The 26,688-nt window shown below is 36.1% G+C and carries 29 protein-coding genes; 16 read left to right on the top strand and 13 right to left on the bottom strand.

The genetic code is table 11. The features are described from left to right. Positions 1-57 precede the first annotated feature (57 nt). Positions 58-741 (bottom strand): LOG family protein, encoded by a 684-nt coding sequence (locus ACT9TX_RS11950; RefSeq protein WP_481338526.1) that lies wholly within the window; start codon positions 739-741, stop codon positions 58-60. 105 nt (positions 742-846) lie between these two features. Here ACT9TX_RS11950 and ACT9TX_RS11945 point away from each other — a divergent pair, with 105 nt between their 5' ends. The 7 genes from ACT9TX_RS11945 to ACT9TX_RS11915 all read left to right on the top strand — a co-directional run bounded on the left by ACT9TX_RS11945 (position 847) and on the right by ACT9TX_RS11915 (position 5,556). Next, the gene (locus tag ACT9TX_RS11945; RefSeq protein ID WP_481338525.1) at positions 847-1,680 is read left to right on the top strand and encodes a hypothetical protein; all 834 of its coding nucleotides are present in this window, start codon (positions 847-849) and stop codon (positions 1,678-1,680) included. Positions 1,681-1,829: 149 nt separating this feature from the next. Continuing rightward, the gene (locus ACT9TX_RS11940) at positions 1,830-2,600 is read left to right on the top strand and encodes an exodeoxyribonuclease III (protein ID WP_481338524.1); all 771 of its coding nucleotides are present in this window, start codon (positions 1,830-1,832) and stop codon (positions 2,598-2,600) included. Between the two features lie 12 nt (positions 2,601-2,612). Beyond that, on the top strand, positions 2,613-2,918 hold the full coding sequence (locus tag ACT9TX_RS11935; RefSeq protein ID WP_481338523.1) for a DUF4286 family protein: 306 nt from the start codon (positions 2,613-2,615) through the stop codon (positions 2,916-2,918). A gap of 244 nt (positions 2,919-3,162) precedes the next feature. Then, positions 3,163-3,432, top strand: a complete 270-nt coding sequence (locus ACT9TX_RS11930; protein WP_481338522.1) for an HU family DNA-binding protein — start codon at positions 3,163-3,165, stop codon at positions 3,430-3,432. Between the two features lie 94 nt (positions 3,433-3,526). Further along, the gene (locus ACT9TX_RS11925) at positions 3,527-3,658 is read left to right on the top strand and encodes a 30S ribosomal protein THX (RefSeq protein WP_481338521.1); all 132 of its coding nucleotides are present in this window, start codon (positions 3,527-3,529) and stop codon (positions 3,656-3,658) included. Between the two features lie 124 nt (positions 3,659-3,782). Then, entirely contained in the window at positions 3,783-4,967 is a 1,185-nt protein-coding gene (locus tag ACT9TX_RS11920; RefSeq protein ID WP_481338520.1) for a glycosyltransferase family 87 protein, read from the top strand. 220 nt (positions 4,968-5,187) lie between these two features. Further along, on the top strand, positions 5,188-5,556 hold the full coding sequence (locus ACT9TX_RS11915) for a DUF5320 domain-containing protein (protein ID WP_481338519.1): 369 nt from the start codon (positions 5,188-5,190) through the stop codon (positions 5,554-5,556). A 19-nt stretch (positions 5,557-5,575) separates the two neighbouring features. Here the strand turns inward: ACT9TX_RS11915 and ACT9TX_RS11910 are convergent, their stop codons facing one another. Continuing rightward, positions 5,576-5,830 (bottom strand): hypothetical protein, encoded by a 255-nt coding sequence (locus ACT9TX_RS11910; protein WP_481338518.1) that lies wholly within the window; start codon positions 5,828-5,830, stop codon positions 5,576-5,578. A 188-nt stretch (positions 5,831-6,018) separates the two neighbouring features. Between ACT9TX_RS11910 and ACT9TX_RS11905 the strand changes: the two genes are divergently transcribed. The 4 genes from ACT9TX_RS11905 to ACT9TX_RS11890 all read left to right on the top strand — a co-directional run bounded on the left by ACT9TX_RS11905 (position 6,019) and on the right by ACT9TX_RS11890 (position 10,447). After that, positions 6,019-6,570, top strand: coding sequence for an RNA polymerase sigma factor (locus ACT9TX_RS11905; RefSeq protein WP_481338517.1), 552 nt, complete (start codon positions 6,019-6,021; stop codon positions 6,568-6,570). Next, positions 6,563-7,300 (top strand): hypothetical protein, encoded by a 738-nt coding sequence (locus tag ACT9TX_RS11900; RefSeq protein WP_481338516.1) that lies wholly within the window; start codon positions 6,563-6,565, stop codon positions 7,298-7,300. Before ACT9TX_RS11905 ends, ACT9TX_RS11900 begins: the two co-directional genes overlap by 8 nt. Before the next feature lie 11 nt (positions 7,301-7,311). Then, positions 7,312-8,640, top strand: coding sequence for a hypothetical protein (locus ACT9TX_RS11895; protein WP_481338515.1), 1,329 nt, complete (start codon positions 7,312-7,314; stop codon positions 8,638-8,640). A gap of 532 nt (positions 8,641-9,172) precedes the next feature. Beyond that, positions 9,173-10,447 (top strand): hemolysin family protein, encoded by a 1,275-nt coding sequence (locus ACT9TX_RS11890; protein ID WP_481338514.1) that lies wholly within the window; start codon positions 9,173-9,175, stop codon positions 10,445-10,447. A gap of 78 nt (positions 10,448-10,525) precedes the next feature. Here ACT9TX_RS11890 and lysS read toward each other — a convergent pair whose 3' ends face one another. From lysS to ACT9TX_RS11870, 4 genes are all read right to left on the bottom strand, one after another. Continuing rightward, entirely contained in the window at positions 10,526-12,049 is a 1,524-nt protein-coding gene (gene lysS / locus ACT9TX_RS11885; protein ID WP_481338513.1) for a lysine--tRNA ligase, read from the bottom strand. A gap of 107 nt (positions 12,050-12,156) precedes the next feature. Next, positions 12,157-12,618, bottom strand: coding sequence for a GNAT family N-acetyltransferase (locus tag ACT9TX_RS11880; protein WP_481338512.1), 462 nt, complete (start codon positions 12,616-12,618; stop codon positions 12,157-12,159). Beyond that, on the bottom strand, positions 12,611-13,198 hold the full coding sequence (locus tag ACT9TX_RS11875) for a pseudouridine synthase (protein WP_481338511.1): 588 nt from the start codon (positions 13,196-13,198) through the stop codon (positions 12,611-12,613). The genes ACT9TX_RS11880 and ACT9TX_RS11875 overlap by 8 nt, the downstream gene beginning before the upstream one ends. Before the next feature lie 303 nt (positions 13,199-13,501). Then, positions 13,502-13,636 (bottom strand): hypothetical protein, encoded by a 135-nt coding sequence (locus tag ACT9TX_RS11870; protein ID WP_481338510.1) that lies wholly within the window; start codon positions 13,634-13,636, stop codon positions 13,502-13,504. Positions 13,637-13,682: 46 nt separating this feature from the next. On the opposite strand from ACT9TX_RS11870, the gene ACT9TX_RS11865 reads away from it, so the two are divergent. Beyond that, complete coding sequence (locus ACT9TX_RS11865; RefSeq protein WP_481338509.1) at positions 13,683-14,627, top strand: UDP-3-O-(3-hydroxymyristoyl)glucosamine N-acyltransferase; 945 nt, start codon at positions 13,683-13,685, stop codon at positions 14,625-14,627. 7 nt (positions 14,628-14,634) lie between these two features. Here the strand turns inward: ACT9TX_RS11865 and ACT9TX_RS11860 are convergent, their stop codons facing one another. Beyond that, positions 14,635-15,609 carry an NAD-dependent epimerase/dehydratase family protein gene (locus ACT9TX_RS11860; RefSeq protein ID WP_481338508.1) on the bottom strand — a complete coding sequence of 325 codons (975 nt, stop codon included), beginning with the start codon at positions 15,607-15,609 and terminating at the stop codon, positions 14,635-14,637. A gap of 50 nt (positions 15,610-15,659) precedes the next feature. Further along, positions 15,660-16,310: a phosphoribosylanthranilate isomerase gene (locus tag ACT9TX_RS11855; protein ID WP_481338507.1), complete on the bottom strand. Its 651-nt coding sequence runs from the start codon at positions 16,308-16,310 to the stop codon at positions 15,660-15,662. 191 nt (positions 16,311-16,501) lie between these two features. On the opposite strand from ACT9TX_RS11855, the gene ACT9TX_RS11850 reads away from it, so the two are divergent. Continuing rightward, the gene (locus tag ACT9TX_RS11850; protein ID WP_481338506.1) at positions 16,502-19,168 is read left to right on the top strand and encodes an MGH1-like glycoside hydrolase domain-containing protein; all 2,667 of its coding nucleotides are present in this window, start codon (positions 16,502-16,504) and stop codon (positions 19,166-19,168) included. 81 nt (positions 19,169-19,249) lie between these two features. Further along, complete coding sequence (locus ACT9TX_RS11845) at positions 19,250-19,885, top strand: flavin reductase family protein (protein ID WP_481338505.1); 636 nt, start codon at positions 19,250-19,252, stop codon at positions 19,883-19,885. A 737-nt stretch (positions 19,886-20,622) separates the two neighbouring features. On the opposite strand, the gene ACT9TX_RS11840 is transcribed toward ACT9TX_RS11845, so the two are convergent. The 5 genes from ACT9TX_RS11840 to ACT9TX_RS11820 form a co-directional block, all read right to left on the bottom strand. After that, positions 20,623-21,468, bottom strand: a complete 846-nt coding sequence (locus tag ACT9TX_RS11840) for an anti-sigma factor (RefSeq protein ID WP_481338504.1) — start codon at positions 21,466-21,468, stop codon at positions 20,623-20,625. A 1-nt stretch (position 21,469) separates the two neighbouring features. Continuing rightward, complete coding sequence (locus ACT9TX_RS11835) at positions 21,470-22,012, bottom strand: RNA polymerase sigma factor (RefSeq protein WP_481338503.1); 543 nt, start codon at positions 22,010-22,012, stop codon at positions 21,470-21,472. 84 nt (positions 22,013-22,096) lie between these two features. Next, entirely contained in the window at positions 22,097-22,474 is a 378-nt protein-coding gene (gcvH, locus tag ACT9TX_RS11830; protein ID WP_481338502.1) for a glycine cleavage system protein GcvH, read from the bottom strand. Between the two features lie 51 nt (positions 22,475-22,525). Next, a complete protein-coding gene (locus ACT9TX_RS11825) occupies positions 22,526-23,263 on the bottom strand; it encodes a peptidylprolyl isomerase (protein ID WP_481338501.1) in 738 nt (245 codons plus the stop codon). A gap of 38 nt (positions 23,264-23,301) precedes the next feature. Further along, positions 23,302-23,646, bottom strand: a complete 345-nt coding sequence (locus tag ACT9TX_RS11820) for a hypothetical protein (RefSeq protein ID WP_481338500.1) — start codon at positions 23,644-23,646, stop codon at positions 23,302-23,304. A gap of 138 nt (positions 23,647-23,784) precedes the next feature. Here ACT9TX_RS11820 and serS point away from each other — a divergent pair, with 138 nt between their 5' ends. Continuing rightward, on the top strand, positions 23,785-25,101 hold the full coding sequence (serS, locus tag ACT9TX_RS11815; RefSeq protein ID WP_481338527.1) for a serine--tRNA ligase: 1,317 nt from the start codon (positions 23,785-23,787) through the stop codon (positions 25,099-25,101). Positions 25,102-25,231: 130 nt separating this feature from the next. Then, the gene (gene rlmD / locus ACT9TX_RS11810) at positions 25,232-26,683 is read left to right on the top strand and encodes a 23S rRNA (uracil(1939)-C(5))-methyltransferase RlmD (RefSeq protein ID WP_481338499.1); all 1,452 of its coding nucleotides are present in this window, start codon (positions 25,232-25,234) and stop codon (positions 26,681-26,683) included. The last annotated feature ends 5 nt before the right edge of the window (positions 26,684-26,688 follow it).

The raw sequence follows: 26,688 nt of genomic DNA, 5'->3' as shown, positions 1-26,688 counted from the left end.
AAGGATGATGTGTATATTAAACGATAAGTTCTTAGAAAATATACTCTTTAAAGAAATTTAGATGCGTTTGCCCTGGCTTGAAATGTGATTTATTGCCTCGTCAAAGTCGTCAGTAAGTAATAACAAATCCAAATCTTCTGGGTTTATAGTGCCTTTATCACGCATTAGCTTCATATAATCCATTAATGGTTGGTAATAGTCTTTGCCAAAAAGCACAATGGGAAAATTGGTAATAGTTCTAGTTTGTACCAAGGCGAGGGTTTCAAAAAATTCATCCATAGTGCCAAAACCGCCTGGCATAATGATGAAAGCGTAAGAATATTTTACTAGCAGTACTTTTCTAATAAAGAAATAGTTAAACGTAATGCTTTTATGTACATAAGGGTTGGGCTTTTGCTCAAAAGGTAGTTTAATATTGCAACCTACCGATGTGCCGCCATTTTCAAATGCGCCTTTGTTTGCTGCTTCCATAGTACCAGGGCCGCCACCAGTTATAGTAGTAAAACCAAGTTGCGCTATGCGTTTACCAAACATTTCAGCAGCTTTATAATAAGCATGACTTTCATCAAATCTTGCGCTACCAAATACAGTAATACAAGGTCCCACAAAGTGCAGGGTTCTAAAGCCTCGTATAAATTCTGTAAATATTTGCCATGCAAAACCAAGTTCGTATATGCGTGGTTTCGGGCCATCTAAATACACACTTTCTTTGGCTGGAATAATTCTTTCTATTGGTTCCATAATGCTTTTAAGTAGTAAGTAAAGCTATCAACAATGTAGCAAAGGTTGCATACCGCTAGCTACTATCTTTGCAAGCAAATTATTTTTAAGCAAATTTTTACAGTAATGAAGGTATTTTTTAAAGCCATTGTAGCAGTAGTGTTGGTGAGTATTTGTGTAAATGACCTACAGGCGCAAACCAAAAAAAAAGAACGTAAAGGCGAATTTTATTTTAGCTGGGGCTACAATAAAGAATGGTACACTAAAAGCAATATCAAGGTAAAACAGCCAGAACTTGGCAACGATTATAAATTCGTAAACATTACTGGCCACGACCATCCAGGATGGGATGAAGGCAATCTTTTTAAAATCCCTATTTCTATACCACAATACAACTACCGCATTGGTTATTTCTTCAACAAGAAAAAAGGCCTAGGTTTTGAAATTAATTTTGACCATACTAAGTTTATTGTTGGCGACCAAAATGCTCGCATTGTAGGTAAGCTAAACAACAGACCTGTAGATAGTATTGTTGCCTTTACCGAACCAAATGGCTACTTCTACTACTTAAATAATGGTGCTAACTTTTTGCTGTTTAACATTGTAAAACGATGGGGCTTGCACGAATCTAAAAACGGTAATTTTAAATTAGATGCTTTGGGCAAAGCTGGTATTGGGCCAGTTATTCCTCACGTAGAAAACTCATTTAGTACACTTGGTGGCAGCCAAAAAAATGATCCGCATTTTCAAATTGGCGGCTGGAACGTTGGTGTTGAAGGTACTATTAAAGCCACGTTTTTTAAAACCGTATTTTTAGAATATTGCAACAAGCTCGATTATGCTAGCTACAGTGGTTTGGGTATTTACAAAGGCACTGTTAGCCATAGCTTTGGAACATACGAATGGATATTGAATTTGGGCATCACTTTTCCTATGGGCAAAGTGGTAGAAAAGAAGTAGAAGGCTTATGTAACCAGCTGCAAACCCTTTGTCAGCTTTAGTTGCAAGTTAATGCTGAGTTTACGAAGCACCTATCGTTTATATCATTAGTCAACTTTTATCTAAGCGTAGTTATAATATCATATATCTAACATTAAAATTGCTATCTAATGCGTATTATTTCATACAACTTAAATGGTGTAAGAGCCGCCATTAAAAAAGGCTTTGTAGAATGGTTAGCCACCAACCCTGCGGATGTAATTTGTATTCAAGAAACCAAAGCACACAAAGAAGATATAGATGTAAAACAGTTTGAAGCATTAGGCTATCATTCTTACACATTTTCAGCGCAGAAAAAAGGATACAGCGGTGTGGCCATACTTACCAAAATAGCACCTGACAATGTGGTATATGGTACAGGTATAGAACAAAGCGATTTTGAGGGCAGAGTTATACGTGCAGATTTTGGTGATATTACTTTAGTAAATGCCTATTTTCCTAGTGGCACAAGCGGTGATGAAAGACAAAACTACAAATACCAATGGCTAGCAGAATTTGACGAACACTTAGCGCATTTACGCAAGAAAAGACCACAATTAATTGTAACAGGCGATTATAATATTGCACACCATCCAATAGATATTCACGACCCTAAAGGCAATAAAAACTCATCAGGTTTTTTACCAGAAGAGCGAGCTTGGATGGATCAATTTTTAGCAAAAGATTGGGTAGATTCATTTAGAGTGATTCATCCAGATAAGCCACATTGTTATAGTTGGTGGAGTCAACGTTTTCCATCTGTAAGATTACAAAACAAAGGCTGGCGCATTGATTATATCAGCGTTACCAGCAACTTAAAAGATAGAATAATAGACGCAGATATTTACCCAGATGTAAAGCATAGCGACCATTGCCCTATTTACTTAGAGTTGAAAGATTAAAAAGAATAATTTATGTACATCTACAACGTAACCACTCAAATATCTCATCAAATACACGATGCTTGGGTAGCTTGGATGAAAGAAAAGCATATACCTGAGGTAATGGCAAAAGGCTGTTTTACAAGATTTCAGTTTGTACGCCTGTTAGAGGTAGATGAAAGTGAAAGTGTTACTTACGCAACCCAATATTATGCTGAAAGTAAAGCCGATTATAATAGATACATAGAAATACATGCAGCCGCATTACGAGAAGATACTTTAAAAGCTTGGGGCAACCAAACAATTGGTTTTAGAAGCTTAATGCAGATAATGCAATAATTTGTTGCAACCGCAAATGCCTATAAATACTGTGTTTTATAAAACATTATAACAGGCAAATGCTGTACTATTCAATGATAACAGCACTTTTAACAGTTTGTTAATTATAACTACGCTGTTAAAGCCTTTGTGGATAAGGGTTTTAAGTGGGAATAAAAAATGAAAGATTATAGTAAATTTATTTTGTTGGTAATGAAAAGCCAATAATTTTGTCACTCTAATAATAACATTTAAAACTATACACATGAACAAGGCTGAATTAGTTGCCCAATTATCTGAAGATGCAGGCATAACAAAAACACAAGCAAACGCAGTATTAGATTCATTTACTGCTACTGTTACAAAAACATTGAAAAAAGGCGATAAAGTTACTTTAGTTGGTTTCGGTACTTTCTCTGTATCTAAGCGTGCAGCAAGAACTGGCCGTAACCCACAAACAGGTGCAGCTATTAAAATTAAAGCTAAAAAAGTAGCTAAATTCAAAGCTGGTAAAGAGTTAAGTGCTAAAATCTAACACTCAATTTTTACCAAAAAAATTTAAAAGTCCTGCTGTATTGCAGGATTTTTTACTTTTACAGTTCACGACAAAAATTTAAAACACAATTATCATGGGTAGAGGAGACAAAAAAACTGCAAAAGGCAAACGCTTTAAAGGATCTTTTGGCAATAGCCGTCCTGCAAATGCTTTGAAAAAAGCAACTGCAAAAAAAGCAGCAGTAGTTGAAGTAAAAGCATCTTAATAAAGCATTGTATTAATAGCTTTTTAGACGGTTGCAATATTGCAACCGTTTTTTATTTCCTACAGTTCTTTGCCTTTTAAGCACCAACCTCTCTATTTTTGTGGAACACCCCCTACTATAAAACATGAATATCATTAACAAACAGGTTAAGATTTATAAATACGAGGTGTCTTTTCCTACTATATTATGGTTTTTACTGGCTACAATTGCGGTAACCCTAGAACTTAGTAGAGGTTTAGACTCGGTTAATAACTATTTAATTTATAAAGGCGTTTTTCAGCATACCCTTCAGCAACAACATTTGTATTTGCAGTATCCTACTGAATACGATGATGCCAACCATTATGGCCCATTGTTTAGCGTTATTATAGCGCCATTTGCCTTACTTAATAACTATGTTGGTTGTTTTTTATGGTGTATTGCCAATGCTGCTACTTTATTTGTTGCCATTAAATATTTGCCCCTTACCAGTCAGCAAAGAAATGTAATGCTGCTAATTACAGCGGTAGAGATGATGACATCTACACACAGTGTACAGTTTAATCCCATGCTTACCAGCTGGATGTTGCTAGCCTTTATATTGGTAGAAAAAGAACTTGATATTTGGGCTACATTGTTTATAGTTGCTGGCTTTTATGTAAAGTTGTATGGCATTGTGGGGCTAGCATTTTTCTTTTTTTCAAAGCATAAAATCAAGTTTATTGGTTGGTTTATTTTTTGGTTGCTAGTATTGTTTTGCTTGCCAATGATTATTTCTTCACCTGCATTTATTATTCAAACGTATCAAGATTGGTATCACTCGCTTGTAGCCAAGAATGTACAAAATACGGATAGTTCCATAGCCATGAATCTACAAGATTTATCGTTGCTTGGTATGGTGCGTAGAATTTTTAAAATAGAAAATTTACGCAACTATCTCATCACTATACCGGCAGCTATCATGTTGCTATTGCCATACCTAAGGGTAAGTCAGTTTAAGCATGTATATTTTCGGTTATCGTATTTGGCGCTACTACTTATCAGTGTGGTTATATTCAGTACATCTGCCGAGTCGCCAACTTATGTAATTGCAGTTACAGGCGTGGCTATTTGGTTTGTGGTGCAGGCTGTGCCTAGGGCAAAATGGGTGTATATTTTACTTGTTTTTGCCATGATTGTTACCACATTTTCTGTCACCGATGTATTTCCACATTCAGTACGTGTTAATTTCTTCATAGCCTACGCACTCAAGGCGCTACCATGCTTCTGTGTATGGTTGGTATTGTTGTACCAATTGTTGTTTAAAAAGTATAACTTAGTAAAAGCCTAATGCCAGGTATTGTTTTAATAACAATAGTATCCATTTTGGATATGCTTATGGTTATTTAGTAAATATTATAGTTCATTTAGAACAAATTATGGTGCATTTGGAACAAAATAATGTTCGTTTTAGAATAATAAGTATCCAAAAAGAATTTTTTATTTACAAAAAAGAATTTATTTTCGGTTAGAGAACAACTAATTAGTCATTTACTAAAACCAAATGCCTTATGAGTGATATATTAATGAATCATCGGAATATTATTCCAAAATTGGAACAACTAAACTTACCGTTAGCAGTAAATATTCAGCAACGCATTCAAACAATATCTACCAAGCAGTTATCAATAAATATGGGGCGAAGTGCCAACTATCTTCACAAGCAGATCAAAAACCCAGATCAGCCTATATCAATGTTGTTAATACTTAGTACACATTTACAATACAATTTCTTAGACCTGTATCAGTCAATTTTGCCTTATGGCATACCGCCCACAAGGGCAGAAAAAGCATTGCAACAGCAAATCGCTGACTTACAAAAGGAGCTTGAAGCAGTAAAAAATGAGCGAGATATTTATAAAGCAGTGGTTATGAAATAAATTAAGGTGGTGTATTTGCCTAAACAATGGTATCATTTGCACCTTCATTTGCTAGTACTTCTTTTTCACGTTTCCACCATCTAAAACCAATGTAACCCATAATAGCTAGTGGTGCAAACATTAGGTATAAAATACCCGTGTTTAAAGATTTTGCGGGACCTTCGCCCAATTGTTGCGCAGTTTTGGTACAAATAGAACACTGCGCCTTAGCAGCTATTGCACTTACAACAATTATTAATAAAACAGTAATAATGCGCAACCATCGCTTTTGCATATCTAAATATTTTCTGTGCAAAGATATAAACGAACCACACCAATAATTGTTAAAGCAGCTATTATAAAACTGTATAATTTCCTTTTTGTAACAATAGCCGTTGAGCAGTGTAAAATAAATTTTAAAAAAACTTCTCACCTTTTCCAACCTTTTGTACAACTTGTACTCTTATATACAGCAACACTTAATTGGAAACGGCAAACCACATACTAACTAACCTTGTAAAAAAGGCTCGCAAAGGCAATGCTGATGCGCAAAGTAGTCTGTATCAGCAGTTTAGTAAGGCTATGTTTAATATCTGTATTCGCATGACGGGCAATCGCAGTGATGCTGAAGATATTTTGCAGGAAGCATTTATAATCGCTTTTAAAAGTTTGCACCAGTTAAAAGATGAAGTGTTGTTTGGTGGCTGGTTGCGCCGCATTGTAGTAAATGAATGTATTAAGTACAGCAAAAAATCATTTTACTGGCAAGATTGGGATGAAGCTGACCACGAACATCGAACGGATGACGCTGTTGAATGGTGGCAAGAAATAGATACGGCAATCATTCATCAGCAAATAAAAGCATTGCCAGATGGCTGTAGGCAAGTATTTAACTTGTATGTGCTAGAAGATTACAGCCATAAGCAAATAGCAGAAAACTTAGGCGTAAGTGAAGGCACAAGTAAAAGTCAATATTCGAGAGCCAAACAATTATTAAAAGAACGTATTATAAAACATATTGCATTACATGGATGACTTTAAAAAATACATGCAGCAACACTCAGACGACTTGGATGTAGACTTACCAAGACATAAAGTGTGGTTAGGCATTAATAAAGAACTCAATACTGCCAAACCCTTGGCTGCATTGGTATATATTAAATGGGCTGTTGCTGCTTGTATAATTGCGTTAGCAGGCTTTGGTGGATATATGTTGTTAAATAAACCAGTTACTACTTACCAGTTACCAGTAGCTAGTAACAAGCAGCAAATTACAAATCCAAAGCAGCAATTACAAGAAGAACCAACTCGGTTGCAACCTACTAATACTGAACAATTGGTAGCAAGCAATAGAAGTGTAAAACCAGCCGATAACAGAAAGCAGAGAATTAATCAACCTGCCACTAGCAACCAGCAACCTGTAACTAATATAACGGCGCTAGAGCAAGTAGATCATTCTTTTACACAGGTGATTAATTTACAAAAAGCCAAAGTAAATACCACACCATTAATAGCAGAAAACCCTGGTTACTTTAATGATTTTGCTATAGAAATGAAGCGTATGGAAAGAGACGAGCAAAGCATTAAAAAGGATATTAAGAAAAATGGATTGACAGACGAGTTGCTAGACCAACTGATTAATGTGTATCAGCAAAAACTAAATGTACTTAAGCAATTACAAAACGAAATACATAAAACCAATAATCGCTTTAAACAAAACCGTGGCCCGGTAGATTCAACAAAACCCTACTTTTTAAACATTTAACCAACCGAACAATGAAAATGAATACCATGTTAGTAATGGCTATAAGTGTAGCCATTAGCATATCTGCAACAGCACAAGAACTTACAATTGCTGGAAAGCCAGCAGCACCAGCATCACTTAAATTACCAAGCCTACCACGTATGGCTACAGCACCAGGTGCACCAGTTGCCGTAGATGGTTTTGAAGCACCTAATCGTGATTTTAAAGACCTGAAAAGTAAAGAAGTAAGTGTAGAAGTTGCGGCTTCTAAAAGCGCAGATATTTATCTTGAAAATACACAGCGCAACATTCAAATAAAAACTTGGGATCAGCCTAAAGTAAAAGTGGTTACCACTGTTTACTACGAAGGCGAAGGCACTAAAGTATCAGACGAAGAGTGGTTTGAGAAATTAAATATTAGTGTGAAAAGCCTTGGTTCAGGTATTCGTATTAAGTCTGGTACAGTAAGTAGTAGTGGTAGCTACACGGTAAATGGCAGCACTTGGGCTTGGAACAGCGGCTCTGGGGGTGTGGCTATTTTTAATAGCGAAGGACAAAATATTGGCACTAAAAGCGATGTTAAACGTTATGTAACCATTTACATACCTACAGCCAATAAATTGGATATTGAAAGTAAATATGCCGATGTAACTGTAGCCAATAATGTAACCAAAGTAAATGCAGATATTACAAATGGCAACCTTGAATTGCAAGATGCTGGTACCTTAACATTGCGTTCAAAATATGCCAATGTAAGCGCTGGCAGCATTAAGAATGCCGAGATAGAATTTATTAATGGTCGCTTGATTTTGAAAGATATTGAAGACCTTGATATTGATACAAAATACTCAACTATAGAAGTCGCTTCAGCACAAAAAGTAAATTTAATAAGCACTAATGATGAGTATGAATTTGATGAAGTAGGTGCATTACAAGGCCGCAAAAATTATGGCAACTTGCGTATTTCTAAATTAACCAAAAGCATAGAACTAGATGGTACTAATGCAGATGTTAAAGTACGTAATATTTTAGCTGGTTTAGAAACCATTAAGTTCAATAACAAATACGCTGACATTCGTTTACCACTAAGAAATTTAAAAAGCTACACTGTAAATTATGTAGGCCCTTACAGCAATGTGTATGCAAATTTTGAAAAGAAACCATTAGCAGTAAAAGAAGAAAAGAACGACGATGCTGTAAGCAGAGAAGTAGATAAGGCCGTAAAAAGTGCTATGAGAATAGCAGAGCGATATAGTGATTCTAACAACAGTACTGACAGTAGATTTACCGCTACAGTTGGTGATGGTAAAGGCACCAAAATTGATATGAAATGCCAAAACTGCACCGTAGATTTTAAATAATTGTTACCACTGTAACTTTTTTATTCCCCTATCGTATATATGCAACTGGGTGGGTTAAAATCCACCCGGTTTTATTGACAGTCTATATTTTTCAATGCTAATATTATTTAAGTTTGCTGTATAAAAGCTAAGTATCGAACTACCAGTAATGGTAACAATTTTACCAGCTATCAAAACATCTACAGCCCAGGCCGTGCTTTTGGTCTATCTATGCGGTGGAATTTTGGAAAACTAACAGATAATGTGAGCAAGAAAAGAGGCGTAAGCACCGATGATGTAAAGAAATAAACAAAAGATAGTTAAAGAAGCCGATAACGTTTTTCTCATGTTGCTTATCGGATTTACGTGCTGAGTTTCTACTCGGCACTCTTTTTTTATGGTACCAGCAGTTGTACATCTATGTTGCTTCTGCTGCGCACACTTGTACGTTCTGTTTGCTTTTCAGCTTTTTCCTAAGCGTAACCTAAATTTCATTCACCCAATAGCAATCAATGTTACACAATTAGCTAGCAATTTGTACATTCGTATTACTATGTCAGATATTTATTTGGTAATTACAGGTATCGCCATCACACTTATTTTCATAGCCTTTTTTGCAGGTTATGAAATTGCCTTTGTAAGCGCTAATCGTTTAAGCATCGAATTAAAGAAAAAACAAGGAAAGCGCAGCGGTATTATTCTCTCAAATTTTATGGAGCATCCAACGAGGTTTATAGGCACTTGTTTGGTAGGTCTTAATATTTTTTTAGTTATCTACGGCTTGTTGTTTGATGAGTTATTAAAGCTCATCATTTGGAATCCTTTGCCACAATGGCTAAACAATAATTATCTCAAGCTACTTATTGATACTTTAATGTCATCATTAGTAGTGTTAATTATTGGCGAGTTTATACCCAAAGCTATTTTTAGGGCTAAGAATGACTTTTTGGTAAATGCTTTTGCAGGTTTAGCCAATTTCTTTCATGGTTTGTTTTTGCCTTTAGCTACCTTTTTTGTAGGTGTTGCACAATGGATATTAAAATACCTGTTTAACGTAAAAGTAGGCGATAGAAATAATGCTTTTAGTAAGGTAGATTTAGAGCATTTCTTTCAGCAAACCAAAGAGCAAGATGAAGACAATCAAGAGTTAAACACAGAGCTTTTTGAAAATGCATTAAGCCTACCTACCATTAAAATTCGTCAATGTTTAGTGCCTCGTACCGAAATTGAAGCCATAGAAATTACAGCCACTATTGAAGAAGTAAGGCAACACTTCATTAGTACACAACTAAGTAAGCTATTAGTGTACGATGATAATATTGACAATATTCTTGGCTATATCCATCAGTTAGACTTATTTAAAAAGCCCGCTACACTAAAAGAAATTTTGCTACCAATACCTGCTGTGCCAGAAAGCATGAGTGCTACAGACTTGATTAATAAATTTACCAAAGAAAGAAAAAGCATTGCTTGGGTGGTAGATGAATTTGGTGGTACTGCAGGCATTATTACAATGGAAGACGTACTTGAAGAGATTTTTGGTGAGATAAAAGACGAGTACGATACGGAAGATTTTGTAGAAAAGCAATTAGCAGAAGATGAGTTTATTTTTAGTGGCCGCTTAGAGCTTGACTACTTAAACGAACAATACAATTTAGAATTTCCTACAGGTACTTCAGAAACATTAAGCGGCTACATTATTAACCATTTTGAAACCATACCAAAGCAAAAAGAAAGTATCATTATTGATGATTACCAATTTGATATTTTAAACGTAAGCGACACAAGAATAGAAATGGCGAAACTGAAAATACTACGTTATAAATAGTGAAAGGCTTCACCAACTAAAAAGCGGCTAACAATTGAAATTTTGTTAGCCGCTTTTTTATTCTTGCAATTATCAAATTTAATCAGCAGTTTTCTCTGGTCTCATTTGTGGAAACAACAATACATCTTGTATAGATGGATTGTTGGTCATCAACATACACAATCTATCTATACCAATACCAATACCACTTGTAGGTGGCATACCATATTCTAAGGCACGTAAGAAGTCATGATCTATAAACATCGCTTCGTCATCACCTCTTTCCATCAGTTTAGCTTGTTCTTCAAAGCGCAATCGTTGGTCTATTGGGTCATTTAACTCGCTGTAAGCATTGGCAATTTCTTTACCATTTACCATTAATTCAAAACGTTCAACCAAGCCTTCTTTACTACGGTGTTTTTTGGTAAGTGGGCTCATCTCAACAGGGTAATCGATAATGAATGTTGGTTGTATGTACGTGTGCTCACTCGTTGCACCAAAAATCTCATCTATCAATTTGCCTTTACCAATATTGTTTGGCACAGCAATGTTTAGTTGCTTACACACTTCACGTAAGCCAGCTTCATTTTTATCGCTTACATCAATACCAGTATTTTCTTTAATGGCATCATGAATGCTGATGCGTTTAAATGGTGCTTTAAAGCTGATGGTTTTATCGCCAACTGTTACATCAGTAGTACCGTGCAACGCAAGCGCTATTTTCTCAAATAATTGCTCTGTGGTATTCATCATCCAGAAATAATCTTTGTAAGCTGTGTACCACTCTAAAACAGTAAATTCAGGGTTGTGTGTTCTGTCCATACCCTCATTTCTAAAGTTGCGACTGAACTCGTACACAAAATCGAAACCACCTACTATTAAGCGCTTTAGGTACAACTCATTAGCAATACGCAAATACAAAGGAATATCCAATGCATTGTGGTGCGTAATAAATGGTCTTGCCGCAGCACCACCAGGTATACTTTGTAACACAGGTGTATCTACTTCTAAAGCGCCATGTTCGTTTAAAAATTCACGAATGGTATTAATAAGCTTGGTGCGTTTAATAAACGTGTCTTTTACCGCAGGGTTAATAATTAAATCTGCATAACGCTGGCGGTAGCGAAACTCTGGATCTGTTACTTCATCGTAAGCATTACCTTCTTCATCACGTTTTACTACTGGTAATGGTTTCAACGATTTAGCTAGTAAGGTTAATGTTTGAGTATGGATAGATGTTTCACCAGTTTTAGTAATAAATACATAGCCAGTAGCGCCAACAAAGTCACCCAAGTCAAGGCCATGTTTTACCACATTATCCCAGAAAGATTTATCTTCTTCTGGGCAAATCTCATCACGTTTTACATATAGTTGTATAATGCCTTTGCTGTCTTGCACTTTTATAAAAAACACCTTGCCCTTATCATTAATACTCATGATACGGCCAGCCACACAAACACTTGCAAAGTCTTCTTTGTTTTCTTCGGTAAAATGGTCTTTAATGTCTGTAGAATAATGCGATACAGGATACAATGGTGCAGGATAGGCATCTATACCAGCAGCCTGAATTTTAGCAAGTTTCTCTCTTCTAATAATCTCTTGTTCACTTAAATGTTGGCTCATAATGCGATGTATGATTTACGATGTGTGAAGTAATAATCTATGATGCTTCACATTTTCTAAATATTGAGCGGCAAATTTAACGGTTTATTGCCATGCTAAGGGCTTGTTTAATCTTTCAAGTACACGTTAGGGAAATGTAATTGCATAAAACGCTTAGCCACGTCTTCTGGCAAAGCTTTCCATCCGAACTGTTTATATAAACCATGCGCATCTCTAGTACCAAGCATCCAGCGCCTTAAGCCTTGTAATTCTGGGTGCGCATGAATGGTTTGCATCAGCCATTTAGACAAGCCTCTTTTTCTATAAGTCTCAATCATAAACACATCACATAAATAAGCAAAGGTGGTCATGTCGGTAACTAATCTAGCAAAGCCGATAAGCTTATTATCATGGTACATACCAAAGCACAAAGAATGCTTCAAAGACTTTTCTACAGTTGCATGTGGAATGTTTTGTGCCCAATACGATTCTTGCGATAAGTATTGGTGAACCGCTTTTATATCAAGCAATTCAGGATTGGTACTAATTAAAAAATCGCCTTGGGTTACTTCGTAAAAAGTGTTATTCATTAAATAGTTTTTTGTAGATAGAAGACTTTGATAGCTCAATCATATCGCTTGGTTGCATATCGCCAAGCATGATATTTTCAATACGACTTCTTATTAAGCGTAACGTAGGAAAGCCAATAGCAGCAGTCATTTTACGCACTTGTCTGTTTTTACCTTCGGTTAAAGTAAGCTCTATCCATGGTGCTGGAATATCTTTTCTAAATCTGATAGGTGGGGTGCGTGGTGGCACTATTGGTTCTATACTTAATAAGCTTGCTTTACAAGGTTTAGTTGCGTACATAATACCATCTACATTTATGGTTACACCTTTTTGTAAGTTACTAATGGCTTCATTAGTAACAGCACCATCTACCTGAGCCCAATACATTCTTTCGTGTGCAAAGCTTGGGTTTAATAAACGATGATTGAGGGCTTTATCATTAGTTAAAATTAATAGCCCTTCGCTGTCAGCATCTAGCCTACCCACAGGATATACATCTTTAGGCACTTTAAAAAAATCAGCTAATGTTTGCTTGCCTTTTTGTGCAGAAAACTGCGTCAGCACCATGTATGGTTTGTAAATAATAAAGTAACGTAACATACTGCAAATATCAATGTTTACGGTAGCTGTAGCTACTTTGATTACAATTAATACAGCAATAAGTTTGATAAAAATATTGCTAAAATAAAAAGTCCTGCCGAGGCAGGACTTCTATATAGATGGGTTAGTAAGTAAAGGGAATAGTAACTTCCCTGCACAATATTAAAAATAGTTTCTACCAACACAAAAAAATCTTACAACTATTTTATTCACATTTATAGAATAGTATGTGAATAGCCGAGCGATGATGTAATTCAAAAAGTGGTAATTATATCATTAGCTATACTTGCGTTACAGCGTTTGTTATCTCTGAAAGGCTTTATTCATAACACTTTCAGGCATATTGTCTATGCCAATTGCTTTGGTAATAATGCTTACAGCTAATTGCATTTTACTAAAAATTATTTCATGATTATTGCTAAAAATTATTTTACTCACAAGCTGCCTATTACCTTTGACAGCTATCATTTTAAAACATTAATAGATGAAGTTCCCATCACCAGTTTCACTTACTTGGATTGCTGAATTAATAAATGCTGAAGTTATTGGTAATGCTACGTTACAAGCTACAGGCATCAATGAAATACACAAAGTAGAAGCAGGTGATTTAGTATTTGTAGACCATCCAAAATATTATGACAAGTGCTTACAAAGTGCTGCTGATTTTATCATCATTAATAGCAAAGATGTAATGATACCAGAAGGCAAAGCCTTATTGGTTACAGATAATCCTTTTGAGGCTTACCAAACTATTACCAAGCATTTTAGGCCTTTTGTTGGTGCAACAAAAAGCATCAGCGATACCGCAGTTATTGGTGAGAGCACTACTATTATGCCCAATGTATTTATTGGTAATCATGTAACTATTGGTAGCAATTGTGTTATCTATCCTAATGTAACAATTATGGATTACAGCGTAATTGGTAATAATGTTGTAATACAAGCCGGTACTGTAATTGGTGGAGATGCATTTTACTACAATACCAAGAAAAATAGAGAAGTATGGTTTAAGAAAATGAATAGTTGTGGCAATGTTGTAATTGAAGATAATGTAGAAATAGGTTGTGGTTGCACGATAGATAGAGGCGTAAGTGCAAGTACGATTATTGGTAAAGGCACAATAATAGACAATATGGTGCATCTTGGTCATGATGTAGTGATAGGTAAAAATTGTTTGCTTGCTGCGCAGGTAGGTATTGCTGGTGCTACAACTTTAGAAGATGGTGTAACATTGTGGGGTCAAGTAGGGGTAAGTAAAACGCTTACCATTGGTGCCAATGCAGTTGTGTTAGCACAAGGTGGTGTGCCATCATCTATAGAAGGTAATAAAGTATATTGGGGCACGCCAACACAAGAAGCTTCTGTAAAACGCCGTGAATTAATTTGGATAAAACGTATACCAGAGCTTTGGAAAAAAGTAAATGGTTAATCCAAGTCTAGCTAAGTTGATATTGTGCCTTCAACCCTTTACAAATTCGCTCAATAGAAGTATTAATAACAGTGTACTTGAAATCAGGCAAAGCCTTTAATAGCTTGCTGTTATTGTAGGTAATGGTTTGCTGTGCGGTTCGTGCGGTTTCTTTAGTAAGTAATGGTTTACTACCTGTGAACTTAGCTTTTATGGCTTCAATACGCCATACTACTTCTGCTAGAAATGGTTTTACCAATTTGTGTGGCGGCTTTTTGTGAAAGGCATTTGCAATGCTAGTAAATAGTTCTTGATAGCTAAGATTATCACCATTTACTACAAAGCGCTGTGCTGTAATATCGCTGTCCATTAGCTTGGTCATAATAGTTGCAACGTCTTGTACATCTACAAAACCATTAGTGCCATTGGTATACCAAGGAAATTCGTTGTAGGCATTTTTAAAAATGGCCGCTGAACCTTTTGTCCAGTCGCTGCAACCAAGTATAATACTTGGGTTGATAATTACTGCATCTAATCCTTCACCAATGCCACGCCAAACTTCCATCTCAGCGAGGTATTTAGACTTTGCATATTCGCTATTGTGGTTGCCTTCAATCCATTTATTGTTTTCATTAATTGGTTCACTGATACCAGCCCTGCCTAAAGCAGCAACAGAACTTACATACAGTAGTTTTTGTACACCTGCACTTAAACAAGCATTCACAACATTAGCTGTGCCTTCAACATTGGTTTTATGTAATAGTTGTTTGTCTTTTGGGTTAAATGAAACGATGGCTGCACAATGGTATACTTGTGTAATACCGATGAGTATTTCTTCTAAGTCTACAATATCTAGAATATCACCTTGCTGCCACGTTAAATTTTGATGATTGATATCAGCATGGTTTGTATGATAAAAAGCCTTTACTTGCTTGCCTTGCGCCAATAATGTTGTAATAAGGTGAGAGCCAACCAAACCATTGGCGCCAGTAACTACTATCATCAATTATTTTTTGTGAAGTTAAAGGCAAATGTAAAGCAACCATGTATCGATTACTCATAAACCGTTCTAAAAAATACCTCTAGTTTATGTGGGTTTAATTGTTGATTGGTTCTTACGCCACTGCATAAATCTAAGCCATACGGCTGTACAATATCTATTGCACGTTTTACATTATCTACTTTTAAACCGCCTGCTAAAAATACAGGCTTCTTGCATTGTGCTACTATTTGTTTACTTAGTTGCCAATTGTGTGTTCTGCCAGTACCGCCTAATTCTTTTACAGCAAGATTAGGGTTGCCACTGTCAAGTAATAAGGCATCTACATCTTCAGCTATTTGCACTGCTTCATCAATAGAAGCTTCGTTTACAACATGAATAACCTGCACAATTTTTATAGTGGGCAAGGCTGTTTTAATGGCTTTGTAAGTGCCACTTTGTAAGGCATCAACTATTTGAATCGTATTAGTATTGGTACGATAATGATGTGCAATTATTTCATCTGCACTTGTTTCACTTGTAAGCATAAAAGTACCTATTGGTGGTGGCACAGTTGCAGCAATACTAGCTATTAAAGCGTCGTCAATTATACCTGGACTACTAGGCATTTTTGCTACCAAACCCAATGCTGCTGCGCCATAGCCTATAGCTATACTTGCTTCTTCTTCGGAACTAATACAACAAATTTTAACTTTCGGAAACATAAATTTTAGTTTGATAATTGAAGATAAGCAACTAACACTCATTGTGTATTTACAACACTGTTATTTATACAAACCACAATTGCTGTATTTTAGCGCACTAATTGCGTAAACCCTAACAATTGCAACCGTTTGAAAATGAGATAGTAATATACTATTAAACCTAAACTGATTGGCAATTGTAAACTTATATTATGACAGCAGAACATCAAAGACTATCGGTTAATGATCGAAAAAAAATACCTTTAGAACAGTGGGGGCCTTACCTCAGCGAACGCCAATGGGGTACTGTAAGAGAAGACTATGGTGAGTATGGTGATGCTTGGAATTATTTTCCTCACGACCATGCGCATAGTAGGGTGTACCGCTGGGGTGAAGATGGATTGGCTGGCATTACAGACTATTTTCAAAACTTATGCTTTGCCGTAGCACTTTGGAATGGCAAAGATCCTATACTAAAAGAACGCTTATTTGGCCTTGGTAATAATGAGGGTAATCACGGTGAAGATGTAAAGGAATTGTATTACTATTTAGATAATGTACCCACGCATTATTACATGGAATATTTGTACAAATACCCACAGCAAAAATTTCCTTACAATGAATTAGTAGCACGTAATAAATGGCGTAGCAAAACCGAACCAGAATACGAAATTTTAGATACAGGTGTTTTTGACAATGATGAATATTTTGATGTAAAAGTCACATACGCTAAGCAAAGCCCTCAGGATATCTTTATAAAAATTGAAGTTACCAACCGATACCGCAAAGCGGCGCCAATTACCGTATTACCTATACTTTGGTTTTATAACAGGTGGAAAAATAGTAGCGATGAAAAGAAACCCTTGATTACCGAAATTAATAAAACATCGGTAAAAGCAGAGCAAGAAAGATTGGGTAAATATTACTTTTACTTTCAAAGGCCCGACGATAATCTATATACTGATAATGAAACCAATAAGCAAAAAATTATGGGCATACCAAATGCCTCACCTTTTGTAAAAGATGCTTTTCATACATCTATAATTGATGGTGAAAATACTGAGGCTTTACGCAATAGAAAAAAGGGGACTAAGTTTTCGCCAGTATATAAGTTACAAGTAGAAGCACACAGTACTAAAACCATTTATTGTAGGCTTAGTAGCAAGTCGCACGATACGCCTTTTGGTACGGGTTTCGAACAGGTATTTGCAAACCGTAAGGCGCAGGCAGATGATTTTTATGCGTCAATATTTTGCCAATCTGCCACACCAGAATTATTATCTATTCAGCGGCAAGCTTTTGCTGGTTTATTGTGGAGCAAGCAGTATTACCATTACGATGTAGAAGCTTGGTTAACCACAACCGATGGTTTAACACCTGTAAATGATGGCAAGAAAAAAGGCCGTAATAGCGATTGGAAGCATCTTAAAAATCAAGATGTTATTTTAATGCCTGACAAATGGGAATATCCGTGGTATGCTGCATGGGATTTGGCTTTCCATTGTATACCAATGGCCATGATTGATGCCAATTTTGCGAAGCACCAACTACTGCTAATTATGCGTGAGTGGTATATGAAACCAGATGGTCAATTGCCTGCTTACGAGTGGAATTTTGGTGACGTAAATCCACCAGTACATGCTTGGGCTGCCTTGCAAGTGTATCGTATAGACAAGCTAAATACTGGTAAAGGCGACTTGACATTTTTAAAACGGATCTTCCAAAAACTTATCATCAATTTTACTTGGTGGATTAATCGTAAAGATGAAAGTGGCAATAATTTATTTGAAGGCGGCTTTTTGGGTTTAGATAATATTGGTGTGTTTGATAGAAGCCATGGTGTGGCAGCGAATATGCATTTAGAGCAAGCAGATGGTACGAGTTGGATGGGCAAGTACGCCTTAAATATGATGGATATTGCGCTGGAAATTGCAACACATGATGTATCGTTTGAAGACATGGCCACCAAATTTTTTGAGCATTTTGTATTAATTGCAGAAGCCATGAATGAAAACATTTTATGGAACGAGAAAGATCAATTTTTCTACGATTCTGTAAGTGTAAAAGGCGGTGAAGCAATACCACTCAAGGTACAATCGATAGTTGGGTTAATACCAATTTTAGCAGTATCACTTATTGAAAAAGAGACTATTAGCAAGCTACCAGATTTTAAAAAACGCATTACTTGGTTTGAGAATTATCGTAAAAAGAACGACCGTTACTGGCCCAATGAAGAACGTAGCGATAGTGATAAAATTTTAATTTCGCTTGTACCTAGAGAGCGCTTAATTGCCTTGCTAAAACGTATGTTAAACGAGGCTGAATTTTTGTCTGATGGTGGTATTAGAGCGCTATCAAAATACCATGAAGCCAATCCGTACTCAATTACATTGGATGGAAAGGTTTATACTATTCAATATGACCCTGGTGATAGCACATCTAATATGTTTGGTGGTAATTCAAACTGGCGCGGCCCTGTTTGGATGCCTTTAAATTATTTAATTATTCGCTCTATTAGAAGGTATGGTTTTTTCTATGGCGATACATTGCAAGTAGAATGCCCTACTGGTTCTGGCAATATGATGAATTTAGAGCAAGTGGCTAATTTTTTAACCGATAGAGTAATAAGTTTATTTACGAAAGATGAGGAAGGAAAGCGCTCATTTAATGGTAAGTATAATTGGTTTTATCAGCAATCGGGTAACGAAGATTTGCTACAATTTTATGAATATTTCCATGGTGATACTGGCACAGGTTTAGGTGCTTCGCATCAAACAGGGTGGACGGCTGTAATTGCAGATTTAATTCACCACATGGAGTTACGACAACCTCAGCCAAAGAAAGTAGTGGAAGTATTTAACGATGAAAATGACGATTAAAATAATAAGTGTATCAAAACTGCAAGTAGTACGAACATTTTAAAATGCAAAACTGTTTGAGAAGCTAGTAAATCATAACACATGCAGCACATTACTATAGATACTATAAAAACTTGGGAACGATTTTACAGAGCTAATTTTATCAACTGCCTTACAGGTTTTAAAGCAGTGAGTTTAATAGCTACTGTTAATGCAGATGGGCAACCCAATTTAGGTGTGTTTAGTAGTGTGGTGCATTTAGGTTCTGATCCTGCTTTAATAGGTTTTATCAATAGACCATTGGCTGCTGCACCACATACTATTGATAATATCAAAGCAACAGGTGTTTATACTATCAATCATATTCATCCTGCTATAGCGGCACAAGCTCATCAAAGTAGTGCTAAATATCCTGTAGATGTGAATGAGTTTACTAAAGTAGGGTTAACTGAAATGTATCTCCCAAATGTGGTTGCACCTTTTGTAGAAGAATGTAATGTTAAATATGCCTTGGCTTTAGTAGAAATTGTACCAATTACACACAACAATACTTTTTTAGTAATAGGCAAAGTAACCGATGTTATGCTTGCAGAAAATCTTATTCTACAAGATGGATTCTTAGCGCTAGAGCAAGCTGAAAGCCTTGCTAGCCTTGGCGTTGATGCTTACTATACTACACTGCAGCTTGCAAGATTTGGTTATGCAAAGCCAGATAAACTTATTGAAAATTTAAAATAGATTTAGTTGATTTTAAACCTCGCCTCTACCATTTTTCCACAAATTATTTACAAGGTATTTCGGCAATACAAAACGTCCCGTAGAAACGGGACGTTTAAATCCTAATAAAAAAACAGACATTCCGTAGAAACGGGATGTTTCTATCCTTTTGAAAACTCATAAACCATATGGTCTATGAATACGTTTTTAGCAAGCTTGCTAAATATGTATGTGGCAATAAGCGTGCAGCTATTCGCTTACGCATTACAATACAATTACTTCGTTATTAGATTTGGGTATCGTTAGTGTTTACTAATGCTTGTAGCGGGGTCAAATTCTACATCAAATAGTTTTACTCACCTGTATAAACACTGCATTATTAATTAAAGTGCATAGGTGCACTTTTTTTTACTAATAGCTTGTAGTAAAATGCGTATTTTATTGTTTCTATTTTAAGGAAGATACAGTAAAAATTATAAGATTTTTGAAGCCTCTTTTGCTCTGAAAACAACAATCTATCCACATGTGATAGGTGAAACGATTGTTGAGTTAATTAAAAATACGATAGATAAAACCTTGGTCAAAAATTATCTGGTGGTGGTGGCTATTTAATTTTAGTTGTTGACAAGCCTTTGCCTGAAAGTATTCAAATAAAAATTAGACGCAAAGGTGCTTTGTAAAAGAATCTATAAAACAAAGAAAGGCTTTCATAACGAAAGCCTTTCTTATTGATATATGTAGAGTTATTGAAAACGATACTAAGCTTTTACATTGCCTATTACCTGTAATTGTGTTAAGTCGGGTGTAGGGCTGCCGCCTTTTTTCTCTAAAGTTATTGCAAATGCCTGAGCTTTATTGATGTTGCTTATTCTGCAAACACCATTACAGTCTGCACTTAGCATACCAGCATCTACAGGCTTACCATCTACCAAGGCCCAAAGTTGATACTGCTTATCTGATGGCGCTTTTGGTAAATTATTAGCATACAAATACACATCTTTTGTTTTGCTATCCCAGTAAACAGTGGCAAGGTTGGTTTCTTTACCAGGTGCACCTTTCATCGGTACTTTAATAACATTTGTATCACTTAACGCTTCTAAACTAGAGTTATACTTAACCTGCATTGATTTATTATCAGCAATTAAGGTATTCTTTTCATTTAGTAAGGCTACAACTTGTTTGTTGGCTTCATCGTATTTTGAATAATAATAAACGTTTAAACCACCACTTATTACTAATAATATTATAGATGCAGCCGCAACAAAACGAAAAGGGTTCATTTTTCTAATTACGGCCGTTTCTTGTTCTGGCGTAGAAGAAGTTTCATCTACAATTACAGAAGCAATTGCTTCGTTATTATCAATTATTGGCGCAGCAAATTCATCTTGCATAGCAAACATCAACTTCTCTTTACTAGAAGCTGCAGGTGTAATTGCATTGGCAAAGGCTACTGCTTCAAGCGAGGCTTCAAAGTCTGCGATAGCCTGTTTAATTTCAGGATATTGCAAGCTTAGTTGCTGCACTTCTGCGGCTTCCTGTGCGGTAGCTAGTCCTAAAACGTAGCTTTCAATTGCACCACTTGATATGTAATTATCAATGTTCACTTTATTGTTTAATAACTGTTCTTAGTTGAATTAATGCTGTTCTTAATCTTGTTTTTACCGTGCCTAATGGTATGTCTAGTATTTTAGAGATTTCATCTTGTGTAAATCCTTGAAAATAAGCTAGCTCTACCAATACTTTATGCTCTTCCTTTAGCTGATGTACTACTTTACGCAAACCCATTTGATCGGTTTGAATCTGTGTAGTACCACCTGCATGGTAGGTTGTTTCTGTTAACTCTTGGTTTTGCTGACTGTTTTGATAGCTTTTGCTTCTCACAGTATCAATAGAGGCGTTTCTTGCTACATTCAGCATCCATGTAAATAAGCGTCCTTTTGCATCGTCGTACGATTCTATTTGACGCCATATTTTTATAAATACTTCTTGCAACACGTCATTAGCTAGTTCTGTATCGGCCACAACACCTACAATTACAGATAACAAAGCAGCGCTGTAATTATCGTAAAGATAACTAAATGCAGATTGCTGCCTTTGCTTTAGCAACTGCACTAGCTCTGATTCGCTATATTTTACTGTGGCTTCCAACTAAACTATTTGGCGAGATTTTTATGTGATGGTGCAATTACTTACGATGTGCCGTAAGCTATGGTTTTATTTTTCAAAAAATAATTAGGCTACTAAATTTTTGTAAGCCTCAGCATCCATTAATGTGCTTACTGTAGCAACATCTGCTACTTCTACTTTTACCATCCAACCGTCACCATATGGGTCGCTATTTACAAGCTCTGGTTGTTTTTCCAAAATTGGGTTTACTTCTAAAATTTTTCCAGCAATTGGTAAAAATAAATCACTCACAGTTTTTACAGCTTCAACTGTACCAAATACCGCTTCTGCAGCTACATCTTGGCCCACTGTATTAATGTCTACATACACAATATCACCCAATTCGCCTTGAGCAAAATCGGTAATACCTACTGTTGCAATATTGCCTTCTAGGCTTATCCATTCGTGGTCTTTTGTGTAGCGTAAGTTTGCTGGAAAATTCATGGTTTTAAAATTTAGAACACAAATATTGAGATAAAAATCGGTTGTCGCAACTTAATTCAACAATCTTATTTTCATACGTACATCAAATAACGGTCTATCGCCTGGTTTTGTTTGAACGGTTGCAATTTTATCTATCACATCTAAGCCACTTATCACTTCGCCAAACACGGTATAGCTTTGGTCTAGTTGTGGCGTGCCACCAATACGTTCGTACACTTCTTTTTGCGTAGCAGAAAAATTAAAATTCGGATTAGCCGCTTTCACCCTACTGTTGTACGTAGCGTTTAGTTGTGCGCTATCGTAGCGCTTACCTTGTACAATGTAAAACTGGCAAGTGCTACTTGCTTTTGCAGGGTTACCATCTCTTGCAGCCGCTAAAGCACCTTTCTTATGGTACAAACCTGTTTGTATCTCGGCAGGAATTCTTTCGCCTGGCGCAGCACCGCCACCAAGCCTACTAGTGTCAGTAGCATATTTGCTAGTAGGGTCACCACCTTGAATCATAAATTCTTTTATCACTCTGTGAAATAGCAGGCTATCGTAAAAACCTTGATGAATTAGTTTTATAAAATTATCTCTGTGCAGTGGTGTTTGGTTGTACAATTTGGCAATCATAACCCCATAGTTGGTACTTATTTCTACCAATTGCTCTTTGGTGGCAGGCGAAATTTTTAACGACGATGCAACTATTTTTTTTGCAGGAACTGTTTTTTTTGCTGATAATTTGGTTTGTGCGGTAGTTGAAACTAAAGCTACACAGGCTAAAATGGCAAGGAAGTATCTAATCATACATTCGTGTAATTAGTGAAATTAATTGAACTAGCTCTTTAAAATCCCAATTGGCTAAAATATAATAAAACGTGGTCTTTTAAAATATTCTCTTGCTCAATTAAACCATAACCTGGCATTTCTTTTAATTGTTTAAAGTGCGGCCAATTATCTGGGTCTTTCCCTTCAAGCATAAAATAGCCACTAGGTTGCAACAAGGTGCAAACTGCTACATGCATCAAGTCTTGTTTTTGCTCTTTACTAATGCTTTCTGCTTCAAAACCTGTTTCTTGTAAGCCTATTAAAAATAAAATGGCTTCCATATCGGGCTTTTTGCCAAAGCGTTCTAGCAATTTGGCTTCTAAAGCCCACCAACGTTGTTGTAAATCATCTGATGCTAACATGTGGCAAATGTAAACCGCTGATTATTGTGATTGAAATGAAATTACATGATTAAAAAAACAGCGAGCTAACAATTGCTAGCATTTCAATTAAAGCAATCGCTACTACAAAACTATATTTGCAGCAAAATTGACAGAACCATGTTACAAGTAAGTGTGCTACGCAACAATCCAGAATGGGTTAAAGAGCGTTTAGCAGTGAAAAATTTCAAGCAGCCAGAATTGGTTGATGAAATTATTAAACTAGATGATTTGCTAAGCGAAAGTACTAGTGTATTAGGTGAAATAAACTCAATAAAAAATGCTATTTCGAAGAATCATACATCGATAACTGATAAAATTGATGATTTAAAGAAGCTAGTAAAAAATCATGATGTTTTAGAAAAATGGCAAGCAAGAATCAACGATATAATTGAGGATTCTAAAAAAAGAAAAGACTTAACAAAAAAAATTGAAGATAATATATCTGAGCTTAAAAAGAAGCGAGATGATATGCTACTTGCTCTACCTAATCTGCCAGCACAAGAAGTGCCAATTGGTAAAACACCTGAAGAAAATGTGGTAGTACGTGAAGGTGGCGTAAAGCCAAACTTGCCCGAAGATTCTGTGCCACATTGGGATTTGCTAGACAAATACAAGCTCATCAATTTTGAGCTAGGTAATAAAATTACTGGTAGCGGTTTTCCTGTTTATATTGGCAAAGGCGCTAAACTTCAGCGTAGTTTAATACAATATTTTTTAGATTATAATACTGCGGCTGGCTATACCGAATATTTACCGCCGTTTATGGTAAATGAAGCAAGTGCCTATGCTACAGGTCAGCTGCCAGATAAAGAAGGGCAAATGTATCATGCCACAGAAGATAACCTTTACCTAATACCTACAGCCGAAGTGCCTGTAACCAATGTGTACCGAGATACCATTTTAAAAGAAAAAGAATTGCCTGTGAAAATGACCGCTTACAGTCCTTGTTTTAGGCGTGAAGCTGGTAGCTATGGTAAAGATGTTCGTGGCCTAAACCGTGTACACCAATTTGAGAAAGTAGAAATTATTCAAATAGTACAGCCAAGCAAAAGTTTTGAAGTGCTAGACGATATGGTAAAACATGTAGAAGCTTTGTTGCAATCACTAGAATTACCTTATAGGATTCTGCGCCTTTGCGGTGGCGATATGGGCTTTGCTAGTGCCATTACTTACGACTTTGAAGTGTACAGTGCTGCACAACAACGCTGGCTAGAAGTAAGTTCAGTAAGTAATTTCGAGAGCTTTCAAAGCAACCGTATGAAATGCCGTTACAAAGATGAAACTGGTAAAATGCAACTAGCCCACACATTAAACGGTAGTTCTTTGGCATTGCCACGTATTGTAGCTTGTTTATTGGAAAATAATCAAGCAGCAGATGGTATTCATTTACCAAAAGTATTGCACAGCTATTTTGGAAATACAGTAATTAATTAGGATAGGAACGCCGATGACACGGATTGAATAGATTTTCACAGATTATTTACTACTAAACCGTAAAATTTCTGCGACATCTGCGGTTTCTGCGAGCAAAAATCATCAATGTTGCTATCAATAAAAAGATAAAGTGAGAAAATTTAAAAAGCCAGTTATTTTAGAAGATGTTTTGGTAGAAAGCTATGCTGCCGAAGGCAAAAGCATTGCACGTGTAGATGGTAAAGTAATTTTTATAGAACACACCGTACCTGGCGATATTGTAGATATTCAATTGGGCAAAAACAAGAAAGATTGGGCAGAAGCTTATCCTTTACAGTTTAAAAAATATTCAGCGCAGCGTGTTACACCATTTTGTTCGCACTTTGGTGTGTGTGGTGGTTGCCAGTGGCAAATGCTGCCTTACGAGCAACAACTGGTATTTAAGCAACAGCAAGTAGCAGATAATTTAAGTCGTATTGGTAAAGTGGCATTGCCAGAAATGCTACCAATAGTAGGTGCAGATGCTACTAGAGAATATCGCAATAAGATAGAATACACATTTGCTACAAGGCGCTTTATACCTAAAGAAGAGTTTCAGCAATTACGTGCTGCTGGTAAAGCAGAAGACGAGATTAATAATATGAGTGGTGCGGCTGGCTTTCATGCTAAAGGGCAGTTTGATAAAGTGGTAGAAATTGACACTTGCCATTTGCAAGAAGAACAAACCAACTTAATACGCAAAGCCATTGTTTCATTTGCAAAAAAAAATGGCTACTCGTTTCACAATGTAAAAGCACATGAAGGCTGGTTGCGCAATATGGTAATACGTATTGCAACCACTGGCGAAATAATGCTAAACATAGTATTGGGTTTTGAGGATAAAAAAATGCAAACGCAGTTGAAAGAGCATTTGCTTGGTTTGTTTCCTCAAATAACCACTTTGCTGGTAACCATCAACCGTAAGTTCAACGATAGTATTTACGATTTAGAGCCTGAAACATTGCATGGCAAAGGTTATATTATAGAAAAGCTAGAAGATTTTCAGTTTAAAATTAGCCCAAAATCTTTCTTTCAAACCAATACCAAGCAAGCAGAAAAGCTGTATCAAATTACAAGAGATTTTGCTGAACTAGATGGTACACAAACCTTATACGACTTATACTGTGGTACAGGAAGTATTGGTATTTTTTGTAGCCAACAGGCAAAAAAAATAATAGGTGTAGAGTTAATTGAAGATGCTATAAAAGATGCGCATGAAAATGCAGCGTTAAACAATATTAGCCACTCTTTTTTTACAGCAGGTGATGTAACAGCTATTTGTGATGATGCTTTTTTTGCAACCCATGGTAGACCAGATGTTATCATTACTGATCCACCAAGGGCAGGTATGCATGAAAAATTGGTAAACAAATTGCTGGAAATAGCCGCACCAACTATTGTGTATGTAAGTTGTAATCCTGCCACACAGGCACGTGACTTAGCATTATTAGACGCAAAATATGAGGTGACTAAAATTCAGCCGGTAGATATGTTTCCACATACGCATCATATAGAAAATGTGGTGCAGTTAAAATTGAAGCCAATAGTTAACGAAGAAGTATAATAAGA

It is taken from the genome of Parasediminibacterium sp. HNIBRBA5674 (genome assembly GCF_056745525.1).
The sequence above is the reverse complement of the archived record's forward strand: the minus strand, read 5'-3'. Positions and strand labels throughout refer to the sequence as shown.

Excerpts from the sequence above, each read along its gene's own strand:
- ACT9TX_RS11860 (WP_481338508.1), bottom strand. The coding sequence starts at position 15,609 with ATGATAGTAGTTACTGGCGCCAATGGTTTGGTTGGCTCTCACCTTATT.
- ACT9TX_RS11880 (WP_481338512.1), bottom strand. The coding sequence starts at position 12,618 with ATGAATAACACTTTTTACGAAGTAACCCAAGGCGATTTTTTAATTAGT.
- ACT9TX_RS11820 (WP_481338500.1), bottom strand. The coding sequence starts at position 23,646 with ATGTTAGCATCAGATGATTTACAACAACGTTGGTGGGCTTTAGAAGCC.
- ACT9TX_RS11875 (WP_481338511.1), bottom strand. The coding sequence starts at position 13,198 with ATGTTACGTTACTTTATTATTTACAAACCATACATGGTGCTGACGCAG.
- ACT9TX_RS11825 (WP_481338501.1), bottom strand. The coding sequence starts at position 23,263 with ATGATTAGATACTTCCTTGCCATTTTAGCCTGTGTAGCTTTAGTTTCA.
- ACT9TX_RS11855 (WP_481338507.1), bottom strand. The coding sequence starts at position 16,310 with ATGTTTCCGAAAGTTAAAATTTGTTGTATTAGTTCCGAAGAAGAAGCA.
- ACT9TX_RS11925 (WP_481338521.1), top strand. The coding sequence starts at position 3,527 with ATGGGTAGAGGAGACAAAAAAACTGCAAAAGGCAAACGCTTTAAAGGA.
- ACT9TX_RS11890 (WP_481338514.1), top strand. The coding sequence starts at position 9,173 with ATGTCAGATATTTATTTGGTAATTACAGGTATCGCCATCACACTTATT.
- ACT9TX_RS11935 (WP_481338523.1), top strand. The coding sequence starts at position 2,613 with ATGTACATCTACAACGTAACCACTCAAATATCTCATCAAATACACGAT.
- ACT9TX_RS11850 (WP_481338506.1), top strand. The coding sequence starts at position 16,502 with ATGACAGCAGAACATCAAAGACTATCGGTTAATGATCGAAAAAAAATA.
- ACT9TX_RS11950 (WP_481338526.1), bottom strand. The coding sequence starts at position 741 with ATGGAACCAATAGAAAGAATTATTCCAGCCAAAGAAAGTGTGTATTTA.
- ACT9TX_RS11945 (WP_481338525.1), top strand. The coding sequence starts at position 847 with ATGAAGGTATTTTTTAAAGCCATTGTAGCAGTAGTGTTGGTGAGTATT.
- ACT9TX_RS11910 (WP_481338518.1), bottom strand. The coding sequence starts at position 5,830 with ATGCAAAAGCGATGGTTGCGCATTATTACTGTTTTATTAATAATTGTT.
- ACT9TX_RS11930 (WP_481338522.1), top strand. The coding sequence starts at position 3,163 with ATGAACAAGGCTGAATTAGTTGCCCAATTATCTGAAGATGCAGGCATA.
- serS (WP_481338527.1), top strand. The coding sequence starts at position 23,785 with ATGTTACAAGTAAGTGTGCTACGCAACAATCCAGAATGGGTTAAAGAG.
- ACT9TX_RS11845 (WP_481338505.1), top strand. The coding sequence starts at position 19,250 with ATGCAGCACATTACTATAGATACTATAAAAACTTGGGAACGATTTTAC.
- gcvH (WP_481338502.1), bottom strand. The coding sequence starts at position 22,474 with ATGAATTTTCCAGCAAACTTACGCTACACAAAAGACCACGAATGGATA.
- ACT9TX_RS11865 (WP_481338509.1), top strand. The coding sequence starts at position 13,683 with ATGAAGTTCCCATCACCAGTTTCACTTACTTGGATTGCTGAATTAATA.
- ACT9TX_RS11900 (WP_481338516.1), top strand. The coding sequence starts at position 6,563 with ATGGATGACTTTAAAAAATACATGCAGCAACACTCAGACGACTTGGAT.
- ACT9TX_RS11920 (WP_481338520.1), top strand. The coding sequence starts at position 3,783 with ATGAATATCATTAACAAACAGGTTAAGATTTATAAATACGAGGTGTCT.
- ACT9TX_RS11915 (WP_481338519.1), top strand. The coding sequence starts at position 5,188 with ATGAGTGATATATTAATGAATCATCGGAATATTATTCCAAAATTGGAA.
- ACT9TX_RS11940 (WP_481338524.1), top strand. The coding sequence starts at position 1,830 with ATGCGTATTATTTCATACAACTTAAATGGTGTAAGAGCCGCCATTAAA.
- ACT9TX_RS11895 (WP_481338515.1), top strand. The coding sequence starts at position 7,312 with ATGAAAATGAATACCATGTTAGTAATGGCTATAAGTGTAGCCATTAGC.
- lysS (WP_481338513.1), bottom strand. The coding sequence starts at position 12,049 with ATGAGCCAACATTTAAGTGAACAAGAGATTATTAGAAGAGAGAAACTT.